The 25140-nt window shown below is 49.1% G+C and carries 19 protein-coding genes; 4 read left to right on the top strand and 15 right to left on the bottom strand.

The genetic code is table 11. From position 1 onward, the window contains the following. Window positions 1–52: 52 nt before the first annotated feature. From AC0VZ8_RS17160 to AC0VZ8_RS17140, 5 genes are all read right to left on the bottom strand, one after another. On the bottom strand, window positions 53–949 hold the full coding sequence (locus tag AC0VZ8_RS17160) for a carbohydrate ABC transporter permease (RefSeq protein ID WP_071220677.1): 897 nt from the start codon (window positions 947–949) through the stop codon (window positions 53–55). 12 nt (window positions 950–961) lie between these two features. Further along, complete coding sequence (locus AC0VZ8_RS17155) at window positions 962–1888, bottom strand: ABC transporter permease (RefSeq protein ID WP_475483790.1); 927 nt, start codon at window positions 1886–1888, stop codon at window positions 962–964. 52 nt (window positions 1889–1940) lie between these two features. Beyond that, entirely contained in the window at window positions 1941–5009 is a 3069-nt protein-coding gene (locus tag AC0VZ8_RS17150; protein ID WP_475483789.1) for an alpha-mannosidase, read from the bottom strand. A 24-nt stretch (window positions 5010–5033) separates the two neighbouring features. Beyond that, window positions 5034–7274, bottom strand: a complete 2241-nt coding sequence (locus AC0VZ8_RS17145) for a hypothetical protein (protein ID WP_475483788.1) — start codon at window positions 7272–7274, stop codon at window positions 5034–5036. Window positions 7275–7439: 165 nt separating this feature from the next. Next, window positions 7440–8588, bottom strand: coding sequence for a GntR family transcriptional regulator (locus tag AC0VZ8_RS17140; RefSeq protein WP_475483787.1), 1149 nt, complete (start codon window positions 8586–8588; stop codon window positions 7440–7442). Between the two features lie 318 nt (window positions 8589–8906). Between AC0VZ8_RS17140 and AC0VZ8_RS17135 the strand changes: the two genes are divergently transcribed. The 4 genes from AC0VZ8_RS17135 to AC0VZ8_RS17120 all read left to right on the top strand — a co-directional run bounded on the left by AC0VZ8_RS17135 (window position 8907) and on the right by AC0VZ8_RS17120 (window position 15309). Continuing rightward, entirely contained in the window at window positions 8907–10961 is a 2055-nt protein-coding gene (locus AC0VZ8_RS17135) for a GxGYxYP domain-containing protein (protein WP_475483786.1), read from the top strand. A gap of 522 nt (window positions 10962–11483) precedes the next feature. Beyond that, on the top strand, window positions 11484–12572 hold the full coding sequence (locus AC0VZ8_RS17130; protein ID WP_475483785.1) for a GerAB/ArcD/ProY family transporter: 1089 nt from the start codon (window positions 11484–11486) through the stop codon (window positions 12570–12572). A 3-nt stretch (window positions 12573–12575) separates the two neighbouring features. Next, on the top strand, window positions 12576–14108 hold the full coding sequence (locus tag AC0VZ8_RS17125; protein ID WP_475483784.1) for a spore germination protein: 1533 nt from the start codon (window positions 12576–12578) through the stop codon (window positions 14106–14108). A 31-nt stretch (window positions 14109–14139) separates the two neighbouring features. Further along, complete coding sequence (locus AC0VZ8_RS17120) at window positions 14140–15309, top strand: Ger(x)C family spore germination protein (RefSeq protein WP_475483783.1); 1170 nt, start codon at window positions 14140–14142, stop codon at window positions 15307–15309. 134 nt (window positions 15310–15443) lie between these two features. On the opposite strand, the gene AC0VZ8_RS17115 is transcribed toward AC0VZ8_RS17120, so the two are convergent. From AC0VZ8_RS17115 to AC0VZ8_RS17070, 10 genes are all read right to left on the bottom strand, one after another. Next, on the bottom strand, window positions 15444–15614 hold the full coding sequence (locus tag AC0VZ8_RS17115; RefSeq protein WP_194542573.1) for a hypothetical protein: 171 nt from the start codon (window positions 15612–15614) through the stop codon (window positions 15444–15446). 101 nt (window positions 15615–15715) lie between these two features. Continuing rightward, complete coding sequence (locus AC0VZ8_RS17110; RefSeq protein ID WP_475483782.1) at window positions 15716–16909, bottom strand: epoxide hydrolase family protein; 1194 nt, start codon at window positions 16907–16909, stop codon at window positions 15716–15718. Between the two features lie 174 nt (window positions 16910–17083). Then, complete coding sequence (locus AC0VZ8_RS17105) at window positions 17084–17938, bottom strand: protein phosphatase 2C domain-containing protein (RefSeq protein ID WP_475483781.1); 855 nt, start codon at window positions 17936–17938, stop codon at window positions 17084–17086. Between the two features lie 32 nt (window positions 17939–17970). Further along, entirely contained in the window at window positions 17971–18717 is a 747-nt protein-coding gene (locus AC0VZ8_RS17100) for a DUF4184 family protein (RefSeq protein WP_475483780.1), read from the bottom strand. A gap of 140 nt (window positions 18718–18857) precedes the next feature. Continuing rightward, a complete protein-coding gene (locus AC0VZ8_RS17095; protein WP_475483779.1) occupies window positions 18858–19850 on the bottom strand; it encodes an LLM class flavin-dependent oxidoreductase in 993 nt (330 codons plus the stop codon). 21 nt (window positions 19851–19871) lie between these two features. Beyond that, on the bottom strand, window positions 19872–20354 hold the full coding sequence (locus tag AC0VZ8_RS17090) for an RrF2 family transcriptional regulator (RefSeq protein WP_071220665.1): 483 nt from the start codon (window positions 20352–20354) through the stop codon (window positions 19872–19874). A 323-nt stretch (window positions 20355–20677) separates the two neighbouring features. Continuing rightward, window positions 20678–21550, bottom strand: coding sequence for a sugar phosphate isomerase/epimerase family protein (locus AC0VZ8_RS17085; protein WP_071220664.1), 873 nt, complete (start codon window positions 21548–21550; stop codon window positions 20678–20680). A gap of 15 nt (window positions 21551–21565) precedes the next feature. Continuing rightward, complete coding sequence (locus AC0VZ8_RS17080) at window positions 21566–23236, bottom strand: ABC transporter substrate-binding protein (protein WP_475483778.1); 1671 nt, start codon at window positions 23234–23236, stop codon at window positions 21566–21568. Window positions 23237–23267: 31 nt separating this feature from the next. Continuing rightward, on the bottom strand, window positions 23268–24164 hold the full coding sequence (locus AC0VZ8_RS17075) for a carbohydrate ABC transporter permease (RefSeq protein WP_071220662.1): 897 nt from the start codon (window positions 24162–24164) through the stop codon (window positions 23268–23270). Between the two features lie 16 nt (window positions 24165–24180). Next, window positions 24181–25053: an ABC transporter permease gene (locus tag AC0VZ8_RS17070; RefSeq protein WP_475483777.1), complete on the bottom strand. Its 873-nt coding sequence runs from the start codon at window positions 25051–25053 to the stop codon at window positions 24181–24183. Window positions 25054–25140: the final 87 nt, after the last annotated feature.

Genomic DNA, 25140 nt, shown 5'->3' with positions numbered 1-25140 from the left:
TGGATATCAATGATCTTGGTAAAGCTTTGGACAAATTCCGGGTCAGGATGACCTAACCTTTAACTGAACCGATCATAACCCCCTTTACGAAATATCGCTGCAGGAACGGATAAATGCACAAGATCGGGAAGACCGTAATGACAAGCAAGGCCATCCGGAGCGATTCAGGCGTCGCGCCAGCACCGCTGGTTCCGCCAATCGTCTGTCCGCCCTGCTGCGCGGCTCGCTGCATCGAATTCGACAGCGCTTCAGCTTCCGTCAGCATTTCTTGTAAAAGGGTCTGCACCGGTATCAAATCTTTGTTGGATACGTAGTAAGCACCCGAGAACCAATCATTCCAATGGGCCACCCCGATGAACAAGGAGATGGTGGCAAGCACCGGGCCCGATAGCGGCAGTATAATCCGCACGAAGATTTGAAAATCGCCGTACCCGTCAATGCGGGCAGACTCCTCCAACTCCTCGGGTATGCCTTGCAGGAAGGTTCGGATGATGACGATATGCATGAAATTGAACAGCATCGGCAGCACATACACCCAGAAGCTGTTGATCAGATGCAGCTTTTGCAGCGTGATGAAGAACGGGATGAACCCGGCACTGAAAATCGTCGGCAAAAAGATGTAAAAGGTGAAAAAGGAGCGGCCCGGCAATGTCTTTTTGGAAAGCGCGTAGGCCATGAGCGTACACAGCACAACATGCAGGAATGTACCCAGCACGGTGCGCATGAGCGTAATTTGGTACGCCTTCCAGATGCGGGCGTTATCGAATACCTGGGCGTAGTTCTCCAGCGTGAATTTACGGGGCAAAAAATAAATCGCCCCCATCATCGAATCCTTCCCGTCGTTAAGGGAATACGCCAAAATGTAAATAAACGGATAGATCATCGAAAATCCGATGATGGCGAGAACGGTGTAATTGAACATCGAGAAAAAAGACCATTTACGTTTCATTACGTCACCTCCTTAGAACAGGGATACATCACTGACTTTGCGGGCGATGCGATTGACGGTCAGAACCAGGATGAGCCCGATAATGCTTTGGAATAGCCCGACTGCAGCGGCGTAACTGAGACGCCCTTCCCGGATACCGGAATTGATGGCGTGCACGTCCAGCACGCTGCCCATACTGGCAGTCGCAGGACCATTCAAGAGAAGGAGCTGTTCATACCCGGCGCTCATCAGATTTCCCACAGCGAGAATAAATAAGATGATGGCCACGTTGCGGATACCAGGCAGTGTCACATGCCACATCTGCTTGAAGCGTCCTGCGCCATCGATCTTGGCGGCTTCGTAGAGCTGCTGATCGATACCCGCAATGGCGGCCATGAAGATAATCGAATTCCAGCCGATGTTCTTCCAGATATCGGACCCGACAATCATCTGATAGAACCAGGTAGGATTGTTCAGGAACTGGATCGATTCGACCCCAAATGATCCCAGCAAGTCATTGACCGGACCGCCATATGGAGTCAGTAAACGCTGCATCAGCGTGACAACCACGATCCAGGATACGAAATAAGGTAAATAAGAAAGCGTTTGAATCGTCTTCTTGAATTTCATCTTCCGAACTTCATTTAATAGGAGCGCAAGAATGATCGGCATCGGAAATCCGATCAGCAGCTTCATGAGACTGATGATGACCGTGTTGCGAATGATGTCACCAGATTGATAGTAATTGAAGAATTGTTCAAAGTACTTGAATCCTGCCCAGGGACTCCCGGTGAAGCCGCCGACGAAGGTATAGTCTCGGAAAGCAACTTGAATTCCGTATAAGGGCACGTAAGAGAATAGAAAAAACCAGACGATGCCTGGCAGCATGAACAAGTAAAAGAGCTTGTGCTGCCAAATTCGTTTGAATACTCGGTTGCTTGTCCATCGTGACTTGTTCACATTCCAACCTCTCCTTTCAGTGGGGCGGACGGGCCGCCCCGGGTTATTCAAGCTATAATCTCAAACGCAGCGTTATGATTTCAAATGGCGTAAAGGATAGCGCAATCTGGTTGGATGCTTCGCCAAGCGGCAGCGCTGTAAGGATGTTTTCCATCAGATCCGTAGTCCACGCTTCGGCTGCTCCAAATCCACAATGAAGTGTCGTGCTGACATGTGTTCCCGATGTTTCATACAGACGAACCACGATGTCGTCGCCATCCTCGGCTTTCTTGACCGATTCCACCATAATGTTCGGATGATCCGGCCGCAGAAATGTTTGGGATGACGGGAGCTTTCCTGCCGCTTGGTCAGGCATGGAAGCCAAGGAAATCGTACGAAGCGGGATGTTCAGCTCATTGCCGCGTCGATAGATTTCGGCTTGCACATGGTTCCCTTGGTGCGGGTATACCGAATATGTGAATCGGTGCTCCGCACGGTCTGCATTCGGATCCGGATAAGAGCTGCTGCGAAGCAAATGCAGATCCAGCACGTTATGGATCGCCCGATGGCCGTATTTGCAATCATTGAGCAGCGCGACCCCATAATCCGGCTCCGATAAATCAATCCATTGATGAGCACAAATCTCGTCCTTCGCAAAATCCCACATCGTATTGCGGTGGGTCGGCCTGCTCAAGCTGCCGAACTGGATTTCGCAGTGGACCTGATCCGTGCGTATATTAACGGGGAACGACGTTCTTAACATCCTGCCGTTCTCTCTCCAATCGACGTCCGTCTCGAAATCGATGCGCCGGCTGCTCTGCGTCAGCACAACGGTCTGGGTCAGCGTAGATTCCCCATAAGCGTACTCGAAGACCAGTCCGATTCGCGGACCGTCCCGCAGCTCCTGAATGTGAAGGAGATTTAACGGCTTGCCCGGATTCGCCGAATAGTCATGACGGAAATCCCATGCATCCCCGTCGTCATGATACACGCGAAGATCGTTACCTGAGCGGCCTTGCTGAATGACTTCGCGAGCTTCCGCCTTATCCAGAATCGATAGAATGCCCCCGTTTTGGTCAAACTTCACGATCAGTTTGTCGTTCTCCAGGCTTCGCTCGGAAACTGTAAGGTCTAATTCCGCTTCTGGTGTTTCCAAAAGCATTTCAATGCCTGACGCTACTTCATCTTCTGCTCCGGCATCGGCGTCATTCGATATGACAGTGTAGCCCATCGATGGAACCACAACGTGATGCCATCTTCCATGCGCGCGCAGCCACTCCCGGCGTTCCCATGGCAGCGAATTAAATACGACGATTCCGGGAGAAGCTTTGGCATCGTGTGAAATGTGGTCTGCCAGATAACGATAGGTCTCGGCAATCATAGCTTCCGTGTTTGATAGCAGCTCTTTATACCGTACTAACGATTCATCGTATACCCGCTTAATGGAAGAGCCCGGAAGAATGTCGTGGAATTGATACAGCAGAACTTCTTTCCAGATCGTCTCCAGCGTCTCGGAAGGGTATGTCCTGCCTAACCGGGCAGCCAGCACGGAAGCAAACTCCAGCTCGCGCAGCGCTTTCTCCATCTTCCGGTTGTACAGCTTGCTTCGCGCCTGACTGGTCAGGGTGCCTTGATGCTTTTCCAGATAAAGCTCACCGCGCCACGTCTGGAATGAATCGCGTTCTTCGTTCAATCGCTCAAAGAACTTCCACGAGGGCTCCTGTATGACGGGGGACAGTCCGAGCAGGTTCTTCTCGCGTGCAAGCCGCTCCAAATGCTCTTCACCAGGACCGCCGCCGCCGTCCCCAATGCCGAAGAGCATCAGGGCATGACTGGATACATTTTTATCTAAATATTCCCGCTCCGCTTTGGCGATGGAACGCGGGGCTGCCGGGCTGTTGTAGGTATCTTCAGGCGGCATATGCGTTAATACGGCGGAGCCGTCAATCCCTTCCCATAGAAAGGAATGGTGAGGGTGCCGGTTATATTCGCTCCAGGAGAGCTTCTGGGTCATCATGTAATCCACGCCCGACTTCTTGAGCAGCTGCGGCAGGCTGGCGGAGTATCCGAAAACATCCGGCATCCAGAGCGATTTCATCTCCAAACCGAATTCCTGCTGAAAGTACCGCTTGCCGTACAGGATTTGGCGCACCAGAGATTCGCCGCCCGGCACATTGGTATCCGACTCCACCCACATGGCCCCCTGCGGTTCCCATCTGCCTTCACGTACCCGCTCCTTGATCTGTTCATATAGCGCGGGATAATGCTGCTTCATCCAGTCGTAAAGCTGGGGCTGGCTTGCGCCGAATACATACTCCGGATAGCGTTCCATCATGCGAAGCGCGGTCGAGAACGTCCTGGCGCCTTTTCGGATCGTTTCGCGAATGGGCCACAACCAGGCCAGATCGATATGAGCATGACCCACCGCGCTGATCGTTAAGACCGGATCGCCCCCTTGCAAGCTTAATTGTTTACCCAATTGCTTCTTCGCTTGATTGACCTGCTCCGGCGAGAATTCTGTTAACTTCAGTGATTCGTCATAGAGGGCCTGATAGATTCTCTCTTTGCGCGCGGTTCCGGCAGGAAGCTGCTCGGCAGCTTCCAAGAGGACTTCGACATCGTAATAGAGGCCTCGAATGTCTTCCCGGCAGACTGCGATGACAGCCTCTTTCAAAGTACCTCCCTGGTATTTGCCGAAGAGATCGTTATTGCCTGCATCTGCCCATACTTCAATGTCAGATCCGCTCATGTACATGTCATGAAGCCGGACAACACGCTTGCCGGGGAGTCCTAATGAAAAATCGAATTCCGAATTCACGGTAGTCAATCCCTGGACCGGCGATCCTTCCCGGTCCACCAGACACAACTCGCCGTTAATGTCCAGTAAAAGAACGTGGTCTTCCTTACGGCTATTTTCCGGAAGGCTGCCGGTAAATCGGAACCAGGCACAGTCCCACAGGTTGCCCCATCGTTCTCCATGGACAAGCGTCATTGGCGCACCCGTCATTCGATCCATGAACGATACGGGCTCGGGCGTAACCCATGCCTTCACTTCCAACTCGGCAACCGGCTCATATATCGCTTCCCGAAGCTGGTTTAACATTTGTTTTAACCGTTCCGGCCTTATCGGTTCGTATGGCATGATGATTTGCTCCTCTCTAGTGCGTCAATCGGCTGCAGATTCACATATGAACTTCGCTTTCCTTGCTGTCCAATCCACCTGGATCTCTGCATGGTTCACGCCGCCATGTTCATACTGCAGCAGCACGGTTAGCGACTGCGGATCCCATACCCATCCAGCAGGTACGACTTGACCCTGAATAACGTATTGAACAGATATCGGCTCTGTTGGGCAATACAATCTCGCGCTTGCCTGCAGATTGGACGGCCCTTTCGCAATGAATCGGAAGCCTGATTCCGTCTGGACAAGATCCTCGATTCGGGAGGAAGCGGCAATGAGCGATACCTTGCCGTCCAAAGGACGTCCGGCCTCAACATCATAGAGGAGCGCTTGTTTCCCGGGGCTTAACGTAACCTGATCCAGAACGGATAGCTTCGAATCGAACAAGTCCACAATCGGGCCCGAGATGTTCAACGGCTCAGCGGAGATCGATTCCTCCAGAACCGAAACGATCAGATAAGGGCCTCGCTTGAGTTTGAAATAATGTTTGGGATTCCACGGTCGTTCTGCGCCGTGATGTGCTTCCAGCGTGGCTTGGACGGCGTGCCGCAGCCGGTCTGCCCCCGCTTTGGATAGGGTGAGTTCAGCCGGATGCTGATCCAACCAGCACACGACGCCTTTTCCTGCCGGATGGATGCCTTCCGCTTTCCCCTTCAGGCCAAGCTGCTCAAACAGATGCTCCCGCGGCGAGTTATACTTCGAGCCAAACGGTTCATCCTTGCGGTCATTGTTCCACCATGAACGAATGCCGTGATACGGATCGCTGTCATCGCCAACATAGATCAGCGCCCCGCCATCCTGCACCCACTGGGCAAGAGCATTATGAATGTCCGGATACTCCGGTTTGATGAACTCATAGCTCAGAACCAGCACGCGGTATGGAGCCAAATAACCCGGATACCGCCTTACATTATCCAGCTGAAGCGGACGAACCGGGATTCCATGTTTCAGCAGCGGCAGTGACAGACCGTAAAAAGGGGAAAAATCGAGAAGCTCCGTGTCCCCTTCCGCCTGAAATCCTTCAGGGTCCGTACCGTCGTATTTACCGGCATCGGGCGCTTCCGGATCCGGCTTCATCCGCTGAAACATCGCGGAGTCGGCAATAAGAACGCCAACCTGCAACTCATCCTCTGCCGATTCGATCACTTCCTGGTCCATATTGCCCAGCGTGTGCATGACCTGGAGCAGCGTCGTTGCATAGTAAGACGGGATGGATTCCTTACCCGAGCCGTCTTCAGATGGATAAGTTCCTTTAAAGATTCTTCGCGGCCAGGGTGAAACTTCGTAATGGGCCACTCCGGGATGCAGCAGTGAGGCGACCACGGTCTTTAAGTAGTTCTGTTTGTAATCCGCCCAAGTGTGGTTCGGGTTATCTTCAATCAGATCATGCAAGAACCACATGCGTCTGTCGGTTCCGCGGACCAGCTCCTGCATCACGCCATATTCAAGGTAAGCGGTTTCAAACGTCCGCTCCTTGCGCAGTCCTTCATACACATTCGGCGTCCTTGATGTCCCCGTCCAGATCTGTGCAATGTACCCGTCAATGGACGGAAGCTCTACGAGCCCGGATTGCGGGCTGACAATTCGCCACTGCGTGTAATTGATCAGGGAATGAGTCGGAACGTAAAAGCGAAGGACTCGGCCGTAACGATGCAGGGCGTAATCCTTCATCTCTGCACATAATCGGTCCAGCACGCGTGTGTATAAATACGCTTTCAATTTGGAAGCCCGGTATTGCGCGTCAGGAGAAGCGTGCGGTGGAATCCATGGCTCTTTGTAATACAGCAGCCATTCCCGCTTAAATGCTTCCGAATAACCGCCATTTACCCAGAATTCGGGCTCTTCCAGATGAATGGCCTCTACGCCCGCATCAACCGCGACGCGTATTCGATCCGCCAGATAGCGCCCAAAGGAAATCGTCGGCACCATGTAAGGAATAACCGGTTTTTTGCCATGCAGGATCATCTCTCCGTGACGATCGGTCTGTGCTTCATCCCAATGTGATAAGCCGTCAACCTCCCCGTCCAGGTAGTTGTTGTATGTCCCCCATGCGACTCCTGTCATCAGATGGACGATATATCCTTTGTCCTTCCATTTCTGAATGCGCTCCGGCATCGTTTCATCAATTCCGTAGACCATCACAAAGTCAGTCTGAAGATCATAGTCGGGATGATACGGAGCCGATTCCTGAAACCCGGTTCGTTCTTCTCTGCGGTCTCTTGGCACGTTCTAAACCTCCCTGCTCTGGTTAGATGCACTCTTGCTTCTTGGTTATCCATCATTTTCTAGAATATAATATATAATATTAATATATTCAATATGTTTTTTAGTGAGAAATAAAAAAAGCCCTCTCCGTTAGTTAACGGAAAGGGCTTTTCCTTAGCCTAAGTATTAAGTTTGTGGAACATGACCCGACGTTTGACGAATGATCAACTCCGGCTCAATCAGCAATTTGCTGTAGCTCCTCACTTCTCGTTGATCGCGCAATACTTCGAGCAGTTTACCAGCAGCCTGGTATCCCATATCCCATTCAAACTGTTTGACATGGGTAAATATGCTGAATTCCTCCACGATGGAAGTCGGATCGTCGAAGCTGACGATCGAAACGTCTTCCGGGACGCGAAGTCCCGCTTGCTTGGCCATCTGATAGATTTGGACGCCCAATCTTCCGTTTAGCGAAATATAGGCGGTAACCATGCGATTTCGGATATATCGGTACAATGGATGAGCTTCGGCATCCTTGAGCACACTCAGCGGTTTGAAATCCGTAATCATATGCGCCGGATTGATTAATGCTTCCTTGTCCTTTAATGCATCAATGTACCCTTCGATCCGCTCCTGAACCGTGACCGTTTGCAGGGGAGAATCCGAGCATATGGCGATGTCCCGGTGTCCAAGCTCCCATAGATGTTCAACGGCGAGCCTCGTGCCGCGCCTTCCATCAGCGGCAATATAATGCGTCTCGACCCCTGGCAAATACCGGTCAATCAGCACAAAAGGAAACCCGGATAGCTTCATACCCAGTATTTCCTCGTTGTAGTTCTCCTCGTCGACCGGGAAAATCAACAGGCCTTCGGCTCCGAGAGCCTTCAGCTCTTTGATGGCATTCTTTTCTTTTTCCAGCTTGCCGTCGGTTAGCATGATCATGCTGCGATAACCTTCGTCATTCAACGCAGCCTGGATTCCCTCAATGAGCCTGATCGCGAAATAATCATGGATGGTGGGCATGATCACGCCAATGATGCCCGTGGCCAGCTTCCCCTCTTTTCCCTTAAGCTTCGCAGTTGATGACTGGCCCGCAGTTAAGAAAACGGCCTCCTCTGCTACAAAACTGCCTTTACCCGGCACCCGGGCAATTAATTTCTCATTCGCTAATCCGGTTAGGGCATTGGCAACCGTTATTTTACTGACATGAAACTGATCCATCAGCTCCTTCTCTGTCGGAATGCGGTCCCCAGGCTTCATATTTTCTGTTGTTATGACGTGTCGGATATAGTCCTGGATTTGCTGATACAACGGAATTCGATCGTTTGCACTCATTCTAATCACATCACCAATTCATTCATGATATTTGAAATATATAATATATCCTTACACATACAAGCGCAATAAACAAGCATGAGACGATCACCGTCTCTAACGACAAACTCTTGATATACCACTGTTTAATTTGCCTGATTTTCAAGAATTATAGGAAGTTTTGTCGAACCACTTGTAAAACCATACTTGAATATATTAAATATGTGTTGATAAGCGAAGTGTTGACCGGCTATTGGGCCGAAAAAGGAGGATCGATGTTTGCGGATGAACACACGCTTTAAATTCTGATCATAGTCCATAACAAGGAGTGAATTCGCCATGGCTCGTAGATTCACGATTCTCTGTTTAGCTATCCTATGTGCTTTTTCATTAACGGCCGGCGCAGCCTATGCTTCGGAAACGAATCCACAGTCAGCGCAAACTGACGGCTCCAATCATCGTGAACTGCCAAGTTTCAAGAAGCCTAAGCATCTGAACGTCGCAGATATTTATGATGCACCAGGTGACATCAAATTGTTGTTAGGGACCTTGCAGGGAATCGTAAACAGGGAACAGCCCCGAATCTATTTGATTGAATCCCAGGAAGAAGGGAAATTGACCTGGCTTAACGATATCAATGTTCCTTACACGCTTCATGAAGACTATTGGGATGTGTTCTCCGCATATCGCAGCGAGGCAAAAGGCATGATTGTATATGATCCGGAAGTTCCTGATACGATTAATGTCGCCACCACGCTCGCAGGTTTGAAAAATGCGGTCGTTGCCAGTCCTGAGCTGGCCGAGAAATTGTCCAAAGCTCCATTCGACTTGAAGATCCTGGACGATCTTCGCGGTAAATTCGATAATCGACTTGAAGCATATACCTGGCAATATGAGCATCTGTGGGAGCAGACAACTCATCAGATGCTGATCGGGCTGGATCCGGATACAGCGATTCGTATTCCTTCCGGAATGCCTGAATCGTTCGTAACGATTGCGGAAGAGAAGCAGCAGGTGCGGGATGCGGGCAACCGTGATACCTATAACCTCGACATCTCCTCCCTCTTGGGAGAAGCGTCCGTTTATCTGCGCTTTGATGATGCTTTCACCCAGGATGGCTGGGGACCCGCGGTACATGAAGTTACGATCAAGGCTGACGACAAAGAGATAGCAAGCTTCATCGCAGGAACGCCAGAAGAAGAGTCTTACCTCTATGATCGGCAAAACTCCAAGTTCAGTGAAGGCCAAGGCGGTCACCGCTTTGCCGATAACGGCAGTTATTTTGTATATGAATTCACTCCGCCTGCGGGAACCGAGAAATTGACCGCAGAAGTCGATATGTGGAACCAGTACAAGGTTTCGGCGGGGAATATCCGTCCGCCTTCTGCAGAGCAGCAGGAGCCCTATGGCTATTTAAGAGATTACGCCGTTGCCAATAAAGCGATGGTATTCTGGCTCGATTCCAATGTACCTGAGCAAAAAGCGCTTTTCGAGAAAATCATGTCCGATGTGGAACCGGGCACCCCTTACCTCGGCTGGTTCAGCAATGATGTGGAAGGCGAGTTCAGCTCGGTCGAGATTGCCTCCCGTTACGGCGTCTATGTGCTGGCAGCCGATTGGTTCAGTAATCTGACCGTTTTTTCGGGAACCAAGCCGAAGTTCAAGCTGGCGAAAACACCTCCACAGCCGGCGCTTGAGAACAAAATTTATGTGACGTATACCTTTACGGAAGGCGACAACTTTCAATATAACCAGCATCGCATGCGCGTCATGTGGGATGACCCGGCCAGAGGCAAGGTTCCGATAAACTGGACTTCAAGCCCATTGCTCTATGAAGGTGCCCCTGCAATATTGAATTACTATCTAAACACGGCAACAGAGAACGATTTGCTCATTGCCGGACCTTCCGGTGCCGGTTACTTCTATCCGAGTCCATGGCCTGACGCTAGCTTCCGTGAGTTTTTGCAGCAAACCGAGAAGTATATGAAAAAGACAGGAATGACAATCCCTTATGTACTGAACCGAATCGATGGCGAAAATGTGCCGTTATCACCGTTTAAAGCAAAAGCTTATGAGGAGGAATATAACGTACCTGGTTTATTTATTAGTTATGAAGACAAATACGGGGTTGAAATTATCGGCGACAGCCTGCCCGTGTCTACGATCCGGGGGATCAGCACCGTTCAAGACGGATTGCAGGTGCTCAATGAAGCCAAAGCAAATTGGGATGGTAAATCACCGTTGTTCGTCTCGCTCGGTATGCTCGCATGGAGCATGACCCCGTCCGATGCGCTGGCGCTGACCGAACAGCTCGGGGCAGATTTCAAAGTCGTTCGCGCCGATCATTATTTCTCCTTGATCCGCGAAAGCTACAACTTGCCAATCAAGAAATGACGATTTCCAGTTAAACAAGTGGCAGACGTATAATGGCATCGCAGGTCCGATTTTCTTGGGATCTGCGATGTTTTTTTATGATGGAATAGAGATCCTTCCCCACCCCTTGGTTACGGGATTTAGGAGGGGTAATTAATGACATTAAATATGGTTAATTAATGCCGTTAATTAATATCATAATCACTATTCGCTGTATTCATTTAATGTGGTTAATTAATTTAATTAATAACATTAATTAAATGCGATCAACCTCCTAATTCATGAAGCAATTACGACTCCATGATCTCCATGCAGCCTCCGTAACCAGCACATTTCCTCTCCCTCCACACAACAGCCCACCCGATTTCCGCAGTCTCTGTAGCTCGCATCCAGATGATTTCTCCTGATTATTTCTTGGGTAATCGCAAAAACCACATCCATTCGACAGGAGACCAAACTCCTCCCCTTATACATAAAATGCGGCAAATGGTGAATACTCACTATATCGATTAGCATGTATTCCCTCATATGGAGATTAGTATAATGCCCACTAGCAAAAAGATATCATTGATTGAGGTCTACTTCATCATGCTGTTGTCCTTGGGTATCACCAATCATGTTATCCTGATTCCGCTTATTCTGCAGTACGCGGGCCGTGACGCATGGATGGGCACCCTGCTGACCATGATCCTGCATATAGGCTGGGTCTACATTTTGTTTTTTATCATGAAACGAACAGAGCAACAATCGATATTCGCCTGGTTCAAAGATGGTTTTGGTCCGGTCATCGGCTGGATATTTATATGCATCATGTCACTCTACTTTTTTTGGATGTCCATAGTCATATTAAGAGAAACAGTGACATGGATTCGGGTTACCTATCTGCCGCAAACGCCGAAAACGGTCGTCTCGCTGACCATTATTCTGCTATGCGTCTATGTGGCCAATAACGGGATTCGCTCGATAGCGATCATATCCGGCATTTTGCTCCCCGTTGTGTGGGTATTGGGCCATTTTGTAGCTGTGTCGAATCTTCAATATAAGGACTACTCATTGTTAACTCCGCTATTCGTTGAAGGTTACACTCCTATGCTCAAGAGCATGATCGTAGCCGGAGGCGGGTTCATGGAGATGATTGTGCTGATCTTTCTTCAGCATCATATGAAACGAAAGATGAATTACCTCTCGATTGTTATTTTATCGGTTCTTCTCGGCGGGCTGACGCTAGGACCATTGATGGGAGCAATCGCCACATTCGGTCCTGTTCCCGCGATGGAATCCCGCTACCCTGCATACGAACAGTGGATGCTGGTCACCATTACGAAATATATAACGCATGTCGATTTTCTGGCTCTATACCAATGGATATCAGGGACATTAATCCGCATCTCTCTTTTCCTGTTTATTATGGCCGATGGTATAACATTTAAAAAATCCAAACGACGCCTTTGGTATTTGTTAGGGGTGGGTGTCGCACTGACTGTCTTTTCTTTAATACCGGTAATCGATCGACAAATCGAGTTATTCGTTCTCGGCAAATACTCTACTGCATTCCTTGGCTTCCTGTCTGTGCTAACGCTATTCATTGCGATCCTAGTAACATTTAAACCTAAAACCAAAGGGGGCGGGTAGACGATGACACATCACAGACCTCGAAATCGAATGTTCCGTCAACAATCGAAACAAGCTCCGTTTGCAGTTGACCGCCGCAAGCCTGCTCTCGATACATTGGATGAGAATGCCCTGCGTTCCATGTTTGCCTCTTCCGCAGACGTTGTCATCAAATCCTTTCCGGCAAAGAAGGTTAGTGCGTTTCCTGCATTGCTCATCTACAGCGAAGGTATGGTTGATCCCACACTGATGACCCAATATGTGCTGCCGGATCTGGAAGAAAAGCTGGAGCACTTCAATGAGTGGGAACCACTGGCCAGAGAATTGGATAAATCGATGGAATGGAGTGAAATTAACCAGCATGCCGACGTTGTAAAGCTTTTGTTCGAAGGGCACATGATCCTGTTTTTTACAACAGAAAAATGCTGTTATTCCATTAATATCGCCGCTCGTCCGAATAGACAGCCTGATGAATCCAATACCGAGGTGGCCATAAAAGGGGCTAGGGACGCTTTTACGGAGGATATCACCACGAACGTGGCACTTGTCCGAAAAAGGCTGCGCACGGCCACACTCCATAATGAACAAATGATCATTGGAGATCGCAGCCAGACCCGAGTTTCACTTCTATATATTTCCGATATCATACGCCCGGAAGTCGTCAACGAGGCTAAAGAGCGATTAAAAGGCATCCATGTCGATGCACTCATAACCAGCGGCCAACTGGAGGAGGCTCTTTCCGATTCCACCCTCTCCCTGTTTCCGCTGATGGACTATATCGGCAGACCGGACTTTGTAGTGGAGTGTTTGCTTCGAGGACGTTTCGTTATAGTTGTGGATGGTTCGCCAATGGCGTTAATTGCACCATGCAATTTGATGGAATTATTAAAAACGCCTGAAGATTCCTACTTCCCCTACTACTTTGTAATCTTTGAACGGCTTCTCAGGCTGCTGGGTCTCTTTCTCGCCATTATGCTACCGGGATTTTGGATTGCCCTGACAAGCTATAACATCGATCAGCTCCCCTTTCTACTTCTTGCGACCGTCACTGTTTCCAGATTCGGGCTTCCGCTTTCCTCCCCCATGGAGATCTTATTGATGCTGGGTATGTTCGAGCTTTTCAGAGAGGCTGGCATCAGGCTGCCCAAAGCAGTCGGTCAAACCATCGCGGTTTTAGGCGGTCTCATTATCGGTGATGCTGCCATCCGTGCGGGCCTTACTTCACCAACCATGCTGGTTGTCTCTGCAACGACCGCGGTCGCGACGTTTACTTTAGTCAATCAGACGCTAAGCGGGACGGTCAGCATTATTCGACTCTATGTGCTCATCTGGTCCGCCTTGCTGGGTATGCTCGGATTCTTCATTGGCATATTAAGCCTTGTCGCATACCTCTCTGTTCTCGAATCCTTCGGACTTCCTTACTTAGCTCCCCTATCGCCATTAACGTTCAAAGATCTGATGAGTTCCCTCTTAAAAAAACCATGGGCTTTCAACAAAAAACGACCGCAAATGCTTCAAACGATAGATGACACATCTGAAGAAAGGGAACCTGGATGAAATGACAACCTGCGTCAGAGTCATAAAATTAATGTGGTTAATCGTAGTACTCAATTTGTTAACCGGCTGCTGGGACATTAAAGAGATTCAAGACATCAATTACATTACTGCCATCGGGATCGATCAACAAGACGGGAACTTTGTCGTTTACACCCAGATGATGGATTTCACTTCCGTAGCCAAAATTGATTCAGGAAAGTCTGATAAGCCCTCTCAAATTTGGACGTCCAAAACAAAGGGAAAAACCTTGGACTTGGCGATCAATAACATTTATGACTCTGCGCAGGAACGTACGATTTGGAGTCATATTTCCTGTATTATCATTAGTGATAACGTATTGAAATCGAATGTCCTAACGAAACTGGATACCATCGGTCGCTACCAGGAGGTTCGCATGACGCCTTGGGTATTTGGCACAAAGGAATCGATCGAGGAATTGATGAATATCCCGGCGTTTTTCAACCTCTCCCCCTTAAATACATTAGCCCATGAACCTATTGACGAATATAATCAGAGATCTTATATTGAACCGATCCGATATTTCGATTTCATGGCACTGATGACAGAACCAGGCTGGACGGTTTTGCTTCCAAATCTCACGATTGATACAGAGACATGGAGCCGTAACCAAAAAGAAGATCCGAAGTTAGAGATTAACGGAGTATTTGCTATATCCAAAGGGGTATCCAATGGCTTATTCACCAATGACAAGCTTACCGGTTTGCGCTGGCTGGAAGCCGATACTAAGCGTTCCCACATCCCGATTACCAATCAGAACGGTGAATTAGCAGGAGTCGCGGTATTATCCAACCCTAAAATCAGCGTGAAACTAAACATTGTCAACGGCATGCCCAAATACCGCGTTAGCGTCAAGTTAAGTGGAAACGTAGTGGAAGCTCTCGATGATATGAACAAAACGGATTTTGAATTACAGGCAGCTAAGGGGGTACGCGAGGAAATTTTGACTACGTTTAAAAATGGAGCTGCTTCAAAAACGGACCTATTCAGCTTGGAGCACGTGTTGTTCAGGAGGAACACCCGGCTTTGGAAAAAAATCAATCAGTCATCTGCTCAAGCGATCGATCCAAGCGCACTGGAGACAGTTCACGTCGAAATCCATCTGGATCACGCCGGCATGAAGCTGCTCCCTCATCATAATAGTCCGATTACACCTACGAATAAAGACGAAGCAGACTCCTGACACTCTATAATTAAAGAACCCATAATAAAGGCAGCCTGTTCTTATAGTCAAGAACGGCTGCCTTTGATTTGGAGGAAGCTCCATATGGCATATATGATAAAGCGAATTTTTGATATTGGTATATAACATCTTGGTTAGATGATAACGTCCACATCGTCATCCTCAAACAAGTCATCATATGCGACGTAAAGGCCTATAGCTGAGGCAATCAATACTAAGATAGCTGCAATGAACGCCAATTGCTTAACCGTAGCTTTTTTCGAAGCTGCTTGTTGTCTGCGTTTTCTTTGCGTTCCTTGGCCCATACGACATACCTCCCGCTTCCATGCCATTACCATAAAATATGAATTGGACATGAAAATGTTGTTAGGCAAAGTACGGTTATATCGTATTCGTGATACTTGTCCTATCGGGTAAGCTTGCTAAAAAATGCTCTTATATCCTCAATAAGTGATTCCGGATCTGCCATGGCAACCATATGACTGCCACTTTCCCGATTCGACCAGTGGATAATGTTGTTTTGGGCTTCTGCAATACGCCGGAATACAGAGCCTCCCCCATGGGAAACCCCTGTCGGTGCTTTCATTTGATTTGTGGGCATCCCGGCTGCACCCTCATAATAGGTCCAGGAAGACGAAGCAGCTGTCTCCGTAAACCAATATAGCGTTGCGTTCGTGAGGAGCAGATCTTTATGGATGGGCTCTAGCGGAACCTCTTCCGCATTAATAGGCCAACCGTCAAATTCTTTAAACCTCTCAACAAGATAAGCCAGTTGAGCCACCGGCGAGTCATTAAATCCATAACTGAGCGTCTGCGGCCGGTTGGACAGATATGATGCATAATCGCTCCCACCGGAAAACAGTTCAGCCAAGTAGGCAACTTCAGCCAATTCTTCCTCGCTTAGCCCCTCCAATTCATTTGGATCTCCCATGGGGATACCCAGTCCTCCTGTAATATGCACACCAATCATGTGTTCAGCATCAAGGATAGCCAGCTCGGGGGAAACTAGTGCTCCTGCATCATTGCCATGGGCACCGTAACGATCATAACCGAGCCTGCGCATCAATTCGGCCCAAATACGGGCGACGCGTTTGATGCTCCATGGTCTCTCATCTGTCCGCTCCGGAAAAGCCGAGAATCCGAACCCGGGAAGTGATGGTGCCACGATATGAAAAGCCATGCTTGGATCTCCACCATAGGCTCGTGGATTGGTTAGTGGTCCAATGATGTTCATGAATTCAATGATGGAATTCGGCCAACTATGGGTCATGATCAACGGTAAGGCATGTGGCTCGGGAGATCGTACATGAAGAAAGTGGATCTGCTGACCCTCAATGTCCGTTATAAATTGCGGAAATGCATTAAGTTTTTGCTCATACTCACGCCAGTCATATTCATTCTGCCAATATTCCACCAGCTCTTTAAGATACGAAACAGGAATTCCCCGACTCCAATCACCTCCAGGTACCTGGGAAGGCCACCGGGTATGAGCTATGCGTGCTCGCAGATCGTCAATGTCTTGTTGAGGAATGTCGATGTGAAAGGGGCGGATGGAGATTTCGGAATCATGGTACATGGTATCTTGATGATTGTTAGCCATCGGGTTACCTCGCTCTCAATTTTTTCTTCATTATAAGAGCGAAACACTGACGACAATGTGTCAGTGTTTCGGAGGAAGATTTCTTGTGAGAGTGCCTGATCACTCCGAATTAAATAAAGAACCCATGATATACACGGGTTCAGTTAAGTCATTAATGCTTTATCGATTGACCATTTAGGAGTTGTTAAAGTGAAGCACCATGCCTGTTTTATCATCGGATTTTTTGAATCTTGCATAAGTTAAGCACTCAGGGTCAGCCTCTTCGACCTCAAGTAATTCATGTGCATACTGTTCAACCCCCTTTTCGAGTATACGCTGCGCGATATAACCCCAATAGGATTGATCACTCGGAACATCGCGATCAGGCCAGAACAAACCATCCGTTAACAAGATCACGTGTTTTAAGCGTGACTTGTTGATCTTTCCGTATTCGAGAAAATGGGCAGCTTGGGCTTCTCCGTTCAATACGCCATAGCCTCCATTCGTGTTGCTCTGAAAGCGATTCGCCCTGATGATATCAATAACCGTGGCGTGGAGATCTTTTTGATGGAATAACCCCTTACTCACGCCTTCCTCCCATCTTGCGATGGCCGGAGATTCCAAATGAGCGACTTGTCTCCAGGTTAACGGGCGAACCTCCCCATCTTGGTATACGGCAAGAATCATGCAGTCGCCTGTCTGAATAAATTCCATACGGTCCTCTTGAATTCGAACAAGAGCAAGGGCAGTGCCCCAGAGGCCATCTTTTTTCTTCATATTAATATTGGCTTCCAGCATAAGTTCTCTTAGCTTTTGGTTCGCTGCCGCAACATGATCCGTAAGTTGTACAACCTGGTCCAGTGATTCGAAGTAATTCTTCACGGTTTGGGCAGCGATGTAACCTCCGGTTTCCTTCTTGTCGCTGAGGTATGGGACGATGGATGAAACTCCATCTAACACGCCATACAATGAGGCTCGTTCGTTTATGACAAGTGCATCTTCGTTTAAGAAATGGATTCCCCTATGCGTGAATTGCTCAACGGTTACCATAACGCTCCTCCTGTCGATTCCGATTCTAATTACTAGATTTGCAACTTGACCCTTGCAGCCCGCCAAAAGGCAAGACACGTTACAAGCAGGGCCAGCATAAAGCTGCTGATGGCCGGAACGACAAGCTGGAATACAAGCGTCATTCCTTCACCATCAACAACCGTCAGCATGGCCATGAGCATAACCAGAATATAGATCACTATAAATACGCACCAAAATGGCAGAACCGAATATGAATGTTCTCTTTGCGCTGGTGCTACATACAAATGGCGATGAATCCACCTTACGATCAGGACCAGTCCGATCAGACTGCTGCCGTGCTGACATAATTTATATACCGGAATTTGTGTGGAATCGATATGTATCCAATGGGTAAGAAAAGGAATCTGATTCACGATCCAGGCACCTTGATGCGTAAACTGATCCCATAATAGATGTGTGCCAACGCCAACTAAACCCAAGATCATTACGACAAGCCAACCTTTAAAAGTGGCCGGCACCTTCCCAGCCCGATCCCATCGGTATGGAAACCATGAAGGCAAATATGTGAATAGAACGGGCCGTACCACCGTCTCGAAAATAACGTACAGGAGCAAGATCACGGGAAGGTTGAACAGCAAGATGCCAAGACCCTCGTGGCTCCATATGCCAGATGCCCGAAATCGGATGAAATATTCAAAATCCGGTGCCATGGAGCCGATAATGAGGGCTGATACCGGCAGCGATTTCTTCTTCCACCAAGGCATCGTGATGACAGGATGAGCGAACGTAAACGGCATAAGATCTCCTAACTGCTGCGAATGTTGTTGAACATAGCTAATTTTTAACTATTCTAACAGATTCGTACTCGTAAGGGACAAAGAAATTATACCTATACAAAAAAAGGACAGGCATCCGCCTATCCCTCATCTACTTGATATTACAGCAATTCGCGTGCGAGCAGTCGGTAAACCTCCAGCCGTTTCTCCTGCGAATGCGGAATGCTGCATATCATGGCTTCCTGGAACCCGTAGTGCGCTTGCTCTTCCTGTAAGCGTGCCGCGATATCCTTTACCGCTCCCACAAGATGGATCTTGCGCCCTTCCTGGATTGCCATCCGGTCGATTTCGGTTAAGGACACATTCTGAGCCTCTTCGGGCGTCAGCACCTGCGTAATTCGGCCCTTGCTCATCATCAACCGGAAAATGTCCTGCGGCAGCGCTTCATACTCGGCTTCTTCCTTCGTTTCGGCCGTCGTCACCATATAGGATACGTTAATCTCAGGCTTTTCCATGAATATGGACGGCTGGTAGTTATCGCGGTAATGATCCAATAATTCGTTGCTCATCGCTCCGTTAAAGAATTGCGCGAAGGAGTAGCCGACTCCCATCTGAGCCGCTTTTAACGCGCTATTGCCGCTGGATCCCAGCAGCCACACTTCAGGCAGGGCAACTCCGGTTGGAGCAGCGGCGTTCTTGGCGTAGAGTTCATCTTCCGGGATCTCATCACGAAGGAGCTGCATGGTAACGGCCAGCTTATCATACATGTTATGAAGCATTAGCTGCCGTCCTTCAGATAAAGCGTACATGGCACTCGTATCACCGCCTGGTGCTCGTCCTACACCGAAATCAATCCTTCCCGGGGTAAAAGCACTTAACGTCTTAAACACTTCCGCAAGTTTAAGGGGTGAATAATGCATCATCATGACACCGCCGGTGCCAATGCGAATCCGGTCGGTTTTGGCTGCAAGCCGGGCTGCCGTCACTTCGGGTGCAGAGCTGGCAAAGGTATTCCCGCCATGATGCTCGGCCATCCACATTCGGCTGTATCCCAATTCATCTGCCAAGACAGCCAGTTCTTCCGCTTTATTCAAGGCGCCTTCCGCTGTGTTGCCGCTTGTTACGGGTGCCTGATCTAATACGCTTAATCTCATGAAAGTTCATCCCTTCCTCGGTCAAATGACCATTTTGTTATTGATCCAGTCCTCTAAAGCCGCCACCTTGTCTTTAAAGCGCTCACCGCGCATCTCTTCCGACAGCGAAGCGATGGTCTCTCGCTTTAATACGGCTTTCCAGGATGACTCTGCTTCTTCCATTAAATCGGATAACAGGCAGCAGCTTTCTTCCTTTTCCAAGTCCAGCATGTCTACCAGTATTCCGTGGGATGAATAGAGGGATTGCTGCCCTTCCACCGCAAGGTATACGTCGTATACACGGATATCCTCGGGTTTCTTCTTTAATCTAAAACCACCCTTGATACCGGGAACAGACGTGATGATGTCTGCTGTTACCAGCTTCCTTAACAGTTTCTGAAAATAGGTTGCCGATGTCCCCAGCTGTTGGCTGATCGCTTCCCCGGGCAGCACGGCCTTGTCAGGCAGCATATTCAGCAGAACCAGGGCGTACACCGACTGTTCCACGCCGGTTTTCATATGCATAAACAGCACCTCATTCAGGAAAATGATCTAAACTACACACTCATATAACCATTCATGATTAAATCGGATAAACAATATCCACGTTATATATTATATGAATTCGAACGGAAAGTAAAACGGGGTAAAAGCGAGCGCTTACGCTTGTCCGGAATCGATTCGCCCTCTCCGCTATGTCGTGCAGAATGCTACTTATTTAGACGCAAAGAAACCGTTCTTTGGTAAAATGGCGGGGCTACCCACACCATTTACGAAAGGAACGGTTTCTTTTGTGCATTCAATATACTATGAAGCAACTCAATATCCAATGGATTTGGAGGAAGATTCTACGCTTCGTCCCATAACCGCTTCAGATTGTCCAGACCCAGCCGGGTTCCTTCCCGGCATTCTTCCATACCTTCGAATTCCAGCGTAATGTCTCCGTCATAACCCTCATTCTTAATGAGTCGCAGAATCCGGCGGACATCGATATCACCTTGGCCGAAGATCGAGCCTCGGAGGTAATTGCCATGGGATGTTCTGAACCATTTCCCCCCACCCGGGTCCTGATCAAACGGACGATAATAGAAGTCTTTCACATGGATGAGCGAGGCCAGCGGCAGGTTGCGTTTCACGCCAACCAGCGGCTGCTCGTCAACGCATAGAAAGTTCCCGATATCCAGAGTTGTCTTGAAGTTCGGTCGGTCGACCGCCTGAAGCACACGCTGTACACGGTCGCTCGCCTGCACGCTCACGCCATGGTTCTCGATCGTGGTCGTAATACCATACCCGGCTGCGTAATCTGCAATAAGACGACACCCTTCTACAATCCTATCCAGATGGGTTTCCACATAATCAATGCCCATCTTCTCAGGCGGCAGCGTGAAAGCTGTCACGTCATGACGCATATGCTTCATTCCCAGTCGATTGACCGTATCCACATGTCGCTTGATTCGTTCCACTTCCGAATCAAAGTCGTCCCGGCTCTCCTGGACGAAATTAGCGGGCATGGAATAATTGGACAACGCGATACCAACTTCCGCCGCCCGTTCACGCACTGCGTCAGTAAGCTCGGGATTGTCCTCCAGCGTAAATCCATAGGGTACGATCTCCATGTGCTGTCCGCCGTTCTCGGCGATCCATTCCACAACATCCAGCACCGTCATCTCGCCCGCACGAATAGCCGGCAGCAGGCTGTAGGTACTCACACCAACCCTCATTCTAGGATCCCTCCTTTATTTGCTTCTTCCATCATACGCTTCCTGGTAGATTTCCAGATAGCGGGCTACATTCATGGCCTCCAGTTGCTGAACGTAGCCATCCCAGTCCTTATCCAGATCGGCATCGCCAATCACGAAGCGGGCCATCATTTCATCAACGTAATCATTGATCGTTTTGGACAGATCCGCAACCTCGGATGCCTGCTCGTTGGTCAGAAATAACGGCGGAACGGTGCTGACATCGGTCGGTTTGTGAGGTTCGTATTTATTCTTCGTCTCGTTGTACAAAACGACTTCCAGATCGTCGTCCCCTTTGGCAACAGCGCTCAGACGGAAATCATTCGTCCGCAAGCTTGGGCCGGTTTGAATCCAGGCGATATTCTGCACCGTACCGTAAGACTTTAGCTCAGACCAGACCGCAGGCTCCCCGTTGATGCCGACCTCTCCGTCCTTCGCTTCACGCCATTCCTGGTCCGGGCGGCCATACACGCTTCGCAGCGTGTGCTCCCGCTCGTACAGGCCATCCGCCCAACGCAAGGCGAGCTCAGGATGCTTCGCCTTCTTCGTGATGACAAAGGCACCCGGATTCATTCCAGTGGAATCCAGAGCAGCGTATCGAACTCCATTCGGTCCCTTGAGCGGCGGCACGGTCTTGTATTCCAACCATCTTCCGCTTTCGCCGAGGAGTTGGGTAAATATACCCTGATGGCCGCCTGTTGAAGCGCCAAGAAGCACGGTATCGGGGTTCTCGCCGATCTGTATCAATTGATTGTCATCCTGCGTGAACGACTCCGGAGCGAGAAGCCCCTCAGCATACAGCTTGTTCATATACCGCAAGCCTTCCCTCCACTCCGGTTTGTTGAAAGCCACGTCAAGCTTGTCGTCTTTAATGAATATATGCTTATAACTCGAGCCGTAAACCGGATTATAGATGAATGAATTTAATAGGAACGCATCGATGGAGGAGCTCCAGGATTTCGGAGAAATCGACAAGGGAATTTCGTCCTGCAGGCCATTCCCGTTCGGATCTTGCTCTTTAAAAGCTTTCAGCACCTCGTACAGCTCATCCGTGGTTTCCGGCATCTTCAGATTGAGTTTTTTCAACCAAGGCTCATAAATCCACATTTTCTGGCTCATGGAACAGTGATAACATTCATTCACTTCCGGAAGCGCATAGATATTGCCGTCCAGCGCCGTGATCGCGGATTCGATCTCCGGATTGTCCTGGAATATTTTCTTCGTATTCGTCCCCTGCTTCTCAATCAAGTCATTCAACGGAAGAAAGGCTCCCTGCGAGCCATATATCATCTGCTGCGCAGGCGAAATATTTAAACCCATAATGACGTCGGGATAATCCTCGCTGGCAAGAACGAGATTCAGCTTCTCCTGTATGCTCTGCTCCGGAACGACCTCCCATTCGATGTGCACATTCGTTTTTTCTTCGTACCACTTGGTGAAATCATTCGTTTCGAAATTCTCGACTAGCGGATTTCCCCGTACCATCACCTTCAAGGTGGTTTTCTCTTGAACCAGAGGATAGGTCCCCGGTTCGGATAAGGCGATTGGCTCGGTACCAGCATTTGGCGCTTCATCCGAGCCCTTCGGGCTCTGTGAACCCGTACAGCCTGCAAGAAAAATGCTGAATGCAGTGAATGCACCCATAAAAAACCGCGTTCTTTTTCTCATAACGTCCCGCCCTCCTGAAATAATGGATGGATTATCCTTTTAACGAACCGATCATGACTCCTTTGACAAAAAATTTCTGCAAAAACGGATATACGATCAATAACGGAACCGAGGTCACGACGATCAGCGAATATTTCAACAGCTCCCGCAGCCCTTGCCGGGCCGCAGCGGTTTTGGCGTCGCCCAGCATTTCGATATTCACCTCGTTCTGAACCAGAATATCGCGAAGCACGAGCTGGAGCGGGTACAAATCCGCGCTCTTTAAATAGATCATGGCGTTGAAATATTGATTCCAGTGTCCAACGGCATAGAACAAAGCAATAACGGCCAAGATAGGACCCGAAAGCGGCAGTACGATCCGCCACAGAAACCGGAAATCGGTACAGCCGTCCAGCTGTGAAGCCTCCAGCAGTTCCTGTGGGATGGTCGTCTGGAAATACGTGCGCATAATGATGACATTCCACACCGACAGCGCCCCTGGGATCAGCATCGACCATATCGTGTCAATCATGCCGAGGTCCTTCACCAGCAGATAGGTTGGAATCAGCCCCCCATTAAACAGCATCGTGAACACGAACAACAGCATGAACACGCTGCGACCCCGAAAATCTTTGCGTGATAACGGGTACGCCGCCATGATGGACAAAATGAGATTGATCACAGTGCCTGCCAGCGTATAGAACAGTGTGTTCATGAAGCCTTTGGCAACCATCGTATTTTTGAATACCGCACGGTAGCCTTCGAGCGTCGGTTCGACGGGCCACAGCCATACCTTTCCTGACAAAACCGCGCTACTTGAACTGAATGAAGCGCTGACTACATAAATGAGCGGGTATAACACAATGATTAGGAAAACGGATAACATCGCATAATTGACCACCGTAAAAACGCGATCCGAGCCGGATTCCTTCATGGCAGGTGATTGCATACAAGTCCTCCCTTCCTTACCATAGACTCTCCTGCTTCAGCTTTTTGGCCGTTTGATTTACGATCAACAGCAGCACGAAACCGATGATCGCTTTAAACAATCCAATCGCCGTGGCATATGAGAAATTCATCGCTTGGGATACCAATCCCACCTTGTACACATACGTGTCTATGACTTCGGATGAACGCAAATTCAGTGCGTTCTGCATTAACAGAATTTTCTCGAAGCCGGTCTCCAGCATTTGCCCCGTATTCAGAATGAGCAAAATCATGGCGATTGGCATGATGCCCGGAAGGTCAATGTGGCGCATCCGCTGCATTTTCGTAGCCCCATCCATGACGGCTGCTTCATGAAGTGCCGGATCAATGCCTGAAAGCGTCGCCAAAAAAATGATGCAGGAAAACCCGACATTCTGCCAGATATGGGACCACACATAGATCGACTGAAACCAGGACGCCTCCGCCATGAAGTGAAACGGACCGATGCCGATCCAGCCGAGCATCGTATTGATGAGTCCCGTTCTGGGATCCATAAACTGCAGCATCAAGCCCACCAGCACAACCAGAGAGATGAAATACGGCGCGTATGTAACCATCTGGACGGTATTCTTGAATCGCCGGTTCCTTACATAATTCAGTCCAAGGGCCAGCATAATGGGAAACGGAAAACTGGCGATCAGGGTGTACAAGCTGATGGAGAACGTATTCTTCAGCAATCGCCAGAATTCATGCGATTGAAAGAAACGTTCGAACTGGGCCAATCCTACCCATGGACTTCCGTTGATCCCCTTCGTGACGTTGAACTCTTTAAACGCAATTTGCGCGCCGTACATCGGCACATACTTGAAAATAATGATGTACAGCAGCGGAAGTAAAAAAAGCGCATACAACTGCCAGCTACGGATGAAACTCTTCCAGCCACTCAGCGGCTACCACTCCAATCTTCAATGGATTCGTCCCGGGTGCGGTCCGTGATT

Source organism: Paenibacillus sp. QJM3NY_38, from assembly GCF_056173265.1.
Note: the sequence above shows the minus strand (reverse complement) of the source record. Positions and strands in the feature narration are given on the sequence as shown.

Bases quoted from the DNA above. Each gene is read 5' to 3' on its own strand.
- AC0VZ8_RS17160 (WP_071220677.1), bottom strand. From the start codon at position 949: ATGAAACGTAAATGGTCTTTTTTCTCGATGTTCAATTACACCGTTCTC.
- AC0VZ8_RS17150 (WP_475483789.1), bottom strand. From the start codon at position 5,009: ATGCCATACGAACCGATAAGGCCGGAACGGTTAAAACAAATGTTAAAC.
- AC0VZ8_RS17140 (WP_475483787.1), bottom strand. From the start codon at position 8,588: ATGAGTGCAAACGATCGAATTCCGTTGTATCAGCAAATCCAGGACTAT.
- AC0VZ8_RS17135 (WP_475483786.1), top strand. From the start codon at position 8,907: ATGGCTCGTAGATTCACGATTCTCTGTTTAGCTATCCTATGTGCTTTT.
- AC0VZ8_RS17130 (WP_475483785.1), top strand. From the start codon at position 11,484: ATGCCCACTAGCAAAAAGATATCATTGATTGAGGTCTACTTCATCATG.
- AC0VZ8_RS17125 (WP_475483784.1), top strand. From the start codon at position 12,576: ATGACACATCACAGACCTCGAAATCGAATGTTCCGTCAACAATCGAAA.
- AC0VZ8_RS17120 (WP_475483783.1), top strand. From the start codon at position 14,140: ATGTGGTTAATCGTAGTACTCAATTTGTTAACCGGCTGCTGGGACATT.
- AC0VZ8_RS17115 (WP_194542573.1), bottom strand. From the start codon at position 15,614: ATGGGCCAAGGAACGCAAAGAAAACGCAGACAACAAGCAGCTTCGAAA.
- AC0VZ8_RS17110 (WP_475483782.1), bottom strand. From the start codon at position 16,909: ATGGCTAACAATCATCAAGATACCATGTACCATGATTCCGAAATCTCC.
- AC0VZ8_RS17105 (WP_475483781.1), bottom strand. From the start codon at position 17,938: ATGGTAACCGTTGAGCAATTCACGCATAGGGGAATCCATTTCTTAAAC.
- AC0VZ8_RS17100 (WP_475483780.1), bottom strand. From the start codon at position 18,717: ATGCCGTTTACGTTCGCTCATCCTGTCATCACGATGCCTTGGTGGAAG.
- AC0VZ8_RS17095 (WP_475483779.1), bottom strand. From the start codon at position 19,850: ATGAGATTAAGCGTATTAGATCAGGCACCCGTAACAAGCGGCAACACA.
- AC0VZ8_RS17090 (WP_071220665.1), bottom strand. From the start codon at position 20,354: ATGCATATGAAAACCGGCGTGGAACAGTCGGTGTACGCCCTGGTTCTG.
- AC0VZ8_RS17085 (WP_071220664.1), bottom strand. From the start codon at position 21,550: ATGAGGGTTGGTGTGAGTACCTACAGCCTGCTGCCGGCTATTCGTGCG.
- AC0VZ8_RS17080 (WP_475483778.1), bottom strand. From the start codon at position 23,236: ATGAGAAAAAGAACGCGGTTTTTTATGGGTGCATTCACTGCATTCAGC.
- AC0VZ8_RS17075 (WP_071220662.1), bottom strand. From the start codon at position 24,164: ATGCAATCACCTGCCATGAAGGAATCCGGCTCGGATCGCGTTTTTACG.